Origin of the sequence: Neorhizobium sp. T7_12 (assembly GCF_002968535.1) — a bacterium.
Lineage (GTDB): Bacteria > Pseudomonadota > Alphaproteobacteria > Rhizobiales > Rhizobiaceae > Neorhizobium > Neorhizobium tomejilense.
In genome coordinates this window covers 1-435 of sequence record NZ_PVBK01000055.1, presented here as the reverse complement: position 1 = coordinate 435, position 435 = coordinate 1, and the positions used below count along the sequence as shown (strand labels likewise).

The window sequence follows — 435 nt, the reverse complement described above, 5'->3', positions numbered from 1 at the left end:
CCGTTATCACTGGATGAAGCCTATCTCGACGTCACCGATAGTGTGCATTGCCACGGTTCTGCGACCCTCATCGCCCAGGAAATCCGCCAGACAATCTTCAACGAGCTGCAACTGACGGCGTCTGCGGGCGTTGCGCCGGTAAAGTTTCTCGCTAAAATCGCTTCCGACATGAATAAACCCAACGGTCAGTTTGTTATTACTCCGGCAGAAGTTCCGGCATTTCTTCAAACCTTACCGCTGGCAAAAATTCCTGGCGTCGGCAAAGTCTCGGCGGCAAAACTGGAAGCGATGGGGCTGCGGACCTGCGGTGATGTGCAAAAGTGTGATCTGGTGATGCTGCTTAAACGCTTTGGCAAATTTGGCCGCATTTTGTGGGAGCGTAGTCAGGGCATTGACGAACGCGACGTTAACAGCGAAAGGTTGCGAAAATCCGTC

1 pseudogene is annotated in these 435 nt (G+C 52.9%); it reads left to right on the top strand.

Annotated features, from left to right (window positions below):
• Window positions 1-435 (top strand): annotated as a pseudogene (locus C5J26_RS32415) (DNA polymerase IV); the annotation flags it as partial.